Origin of the sequence: Saccharopolyspora sp. NPDC002686 (assembly GCF_040295745.1) — a bacterium.
Classification (GTDB): Bacteria; Actinomycetota; Actinomycetes; order Mycobacteriales; family Pseudonocardiaceae; genus Saccharopolyspora; species Saccharopolyspora oryzae.
On sequence record NZ_JBEOVY010000534.1, the window covers coordinates 1 to 3,495 of the forward strand.

3 protein-coding genes are annotated in these 3,495 nt (G+C 71.0%); 2 read left to right on the plus strand and 1 reads right to left on the minus strand.

Going from position 1 to position 3,495, the window contains the following annotated elements; translation table 11 throughout:
* The coding region (locus tag ABTZ89_RS37080; RefSeq protein ID WP_351053802.1) for an acyl-CoA dehydrogenase family protein at positions 1-475 on the plus strand (475 nt) is incomplete at its 5' end.
* Between the two features lies 1 nt (position 476).
* Positions 477-2,039 carry a long-chain-fatty-acid--CoA ligase gene (locus ABTZ89_RS37085; RefSeq protein WP_351053805.1) on the plus strand — a complete coding sequence of 521 codons (1,563 nt, stop codon included), beginning with the start codon at positions 477-479 and terminating at the stop codon, positions 2,037-2,039.
* A gap of 246 nt (positions 2,040-2,285) precedes the next feature.
* On the opposite strand, the gene ABTZ89_RS37090 is transcribed toward ABTZ89_RS37085, so the two are convergent.
* Positions 2,286-3,389 carry an NAD(P)H-dependent flavin oxidoreductase gene (locus tag ABTZ89_RS37090; RefSeq protein WP_351053808.1) on the minus strand — a complete coding sequence of 368 codons (1,104 nt, stop codon included), beginning with the start codon at positions 3,387-3,389 and terminating at the stop codon, positions 2,286-2,288.
* Positions 3,390-3,495 lie beyond the last annotated feature (106 nt).

The following is a 3,495-nucleotide window of genomic DNA, read 5'->3' on the forward strand; positions in this document are numbered from 1 at the left end:
GGTCGACGACGACCACGTCCTGCACGATCGCTCGGTGCTGGACTGGCTGCTCGCCCGCGCCACCGTCGGGATGTGCGCGCACCAGGTCGGCGTCATCTCCCGAGCCCTGGAGCTGACCAGCGAGTACGCCCGCGAGCGGGTGCAGTTCGGGCGGCCGATCGGGAGCTTCCAAGCGGTCGCCCAGCGGCTCGCCGACGCGTTCATCGACGTCGAAGCGGCCCGGCTGACGCTGTGGCAGGCCGCGTGGCGCCTGGACGAAGGACTGCCGTGCGAGGCGGAGCTGGCCACCGCGAAGTTCTGGGCGGCGGACGCCGGGCACCGGGTCGCGCACACCGCGGTCCACGTGCACGGCGGTGTCGGGATCGACCTCGACCACCCGCTGCACCGCTACTTCGTGGCGGCCAAGCGCAACGAGTTCGCCCTCGGTGGCGCAGCGGTGCAGCTCGGTCGGCTCGGCGACGCTTTGGCGGGTTGACATGACACCGACCGTGACCGAACTCCTGCTGAACCGCGCCAAGGACGAGCACTGCGGTCTGCGCTTCGAGGACCGCTCGTGGTCGTGGGCCGAGGTCGTGCGCACAAGTGCGCAGTACGCTTCGCTGCTGCGCTCCCTGCGCGGCCCAGGCCCGTTCCACGTCGGGGTGCTGCTCGGCAACGTCCCTGAGTTCGCCTTCCTGCTCGGCGGCGCGGCCCTCTCCGGCGCGGTGCTGGTCGGGTTGAACCCGACGCGGCGCGGCGAGGCGCTGGCCCGCGACGTGCGGTTGACCGACTGCCAGGTGATCCTCACCGACTCGGCGCACGCCGACCTGCTCGCAGGCCTGGACCTGGGCGTTCCGGTCCTGCTGGTCGACACTCCCCCGTGGTCGGCCCTGCTCGCCGAGCACGCCGGGGCCGAGATCGCCCCGGTCGCAACCGATCCCGACGACCTGCTGGTGCTGGTGTTCACCTCCGGCACCGGCGGCGACCCGAAAGCGGTCCGCTGCACGCACGGCAAGATCGCCTTCCCCGGCCGGATGCTGGCCGACCGCTTCGAGCTGACCAGCGACGACGTGGCGTACGTGGCGATGCCGCTGTTCCACTCCAACGCCCTGATGGCGGGCTGGGCGGTCGGCTTGGCCGCCGGCGCGACCATCGCCCTGCGCCGCCGCTTCTCGGCGTCCGGTTTCCTTCCCGACGTGCGGGAGTTCGGCGTCACCTACGCCAACTACGTGGGCAAACCGCTCTCCCACGTGCTCGCCACCGCACCGCGGCCGGACGACGCGGACAACCCGCTGCGCGTGGTCTACGGCAACGAGGCCAACGAGCAGGACGTGCGGCGCTTCGCCGAGCGGTTCGGCTGCCGGGTGGTCGACGGGTTCGGCTCCACCGAGGGCGGCATCGCGATCCCCCGCACCCCGGACACCCCGCCGGGCGCGCTCGGCCGCCTCCCGGACGGCGTGGCGGTGCTGGACCCGGACACCGGAAAGCCCTGCGCCACAGCGGAGTTCTCCGCCGAAGGACAGCTGCTCAACCCCGGCGAAGCCATCGGCGAGTTGGTCAACACCACCGGTTCCGGCTGGTTCGCCGGCTACTACAACGCCCCGGACGCCGACGCGGACCGGATGCGCGACGGCATGTACTGGAGCGGCGACCTGGCCTACCTGGACGCCGAAGGCTTCTGCCACTTCGCAGGCCGCACCGCCGACTGGCTCCGCGTCGACGGCGAGAACCTCGCCACCGCCCCGATCGAACGAATCCTGCTGCGCCACCCGGAGATCCGCGAAGCAGCGGTCTACGCGGTCCCGGATCCGAAGACCGGCGACCAGGTGATGGCCACCCTGGTCACCACCCCCGCCTTCACCCCGGCCGAGCTGGCGGACTTCCTCGCCGACCAACCGGACCTGGGCCCCAAGCAGTGGCCCCGCTACATCCGCCTCGCGACCGATCTCCCGCGCACGGCCACCCACAAGATCCTCAAACGCCACCTGATGACCGAAGCCCTCAACACCCAGGACCCGGTCTACCACCGCGAGGACTCCACCTACGTCCCCCGGCCCTAACCCCACCGACTCCCGCAGAACGACCTGCTGCTCCAACGGAAACCGGACACCGAATCCCCGCTGGAACACCAGAACTCATCTCACCCGCCGGTGGGACAGGTCCCGACACGCCGGTGGTCCGCAGTTTCAATTGAAACTGCGGTTCCCAGGCACGGCGGATCACAGTTTCAATTGAAACTGCGGTTCCACGGACCACCGGTGCGCAGGCATCGGGACCGGGGTGGGTGACACCCCGGTCCCGATCGCTCAGCGGAGGTCGTTGAGACCGGTGATGGTCTTGTCGAGCTCGGCCAGCAGGTCGGCCATGACGTCCGCGACCGGTCGGACCTCGTTCATCCGGCCCACGATCTGCCCCACCGGCATCGACACCACCGACGGGTCCTCGGCCCGCATGATGCGCTGGTGGGCCTCGCTGACCAGGATGTTCTGCAGCGGCATCGGCAGCGGATCGGGCGCACCGTCCACCGCCCACGCATCGGTCCACCGGGTCTTGAGCAGCCGAGCCGGTTTGCCGGTGTAGATCCGGGAGCGCACCGTGTCGCTCGACCCGGCCGCCAGCAGGGCCTGCTGCGTCACCGAGTTGCCCGGGATCTGCTGGTACTCGACGGTCGTCAGCCAGTACGACCCCATCCACGCACCGCTGGCGCCGAGCGCGAGGGCCGCCGCGACCTGCCGTCCGGACCCGATGCCGCCGGCCGCCAGCACCGGAACCCGGTCGCCGACCGCGTCGACGACCTCCGGCACCAGCACCATGCTGGCGATCTCACCGGTGTGCCCACCGGCCTCGTGCCCCTGCGCCACAACGATGTCCACGCCGTTGTCCACGTGCCGCACCGCGTGCTCGGCCTTGCCCGCCAGCGCCGCCACCAGGACGTCGTGCTGGTGCGCCTGCTCGATGACGTCCACCGGCGGTGAGCCCAGCGCGTTGGCGATCAGCCGCACCGGGTGCCGCAGCGCGACGTCCACGTGCGACCGGGCCACCGAGTGCAGCCAGCCCAGCACGCCTTCCCGCTGCTGCTCGTCGGCGGGCAGCTCCGGCACACCCAGCTCGTCGAGGGTGCGCCGGACGAAATCCCGGTGCTCCGGCGGGATGTACTCCGCCAGGTCCACCGCGGCGCCCTCGGTGGGGATCTTCGCCGGCATCACCACGTCCACCCCGTAGGGCTTGCCGCCGGTGTTGGCGTCCATCCAGTCCAGCGCCGCGTCCAGCTCGTCGGGGTCGTTGAACCGCACGCAGCCCAGCACCCCGAGCCCGCCGGCCCGGCTGATCGCCGCCGTGACGTGCTCGGACGGCGTGAACCCGACGATCGGGTGCTCGATGCCCAGGGTGTCGCACAGTGTCGTTCGCATTGATCGGTCCTCTCGAGATCCGGCGCGCTCCGGGCACCGGCGGGACGCAAATTCCTTGAAATCGAAGGTCCGATTTCAATGGAATTTGCGGGATGTCCGGCGCGGC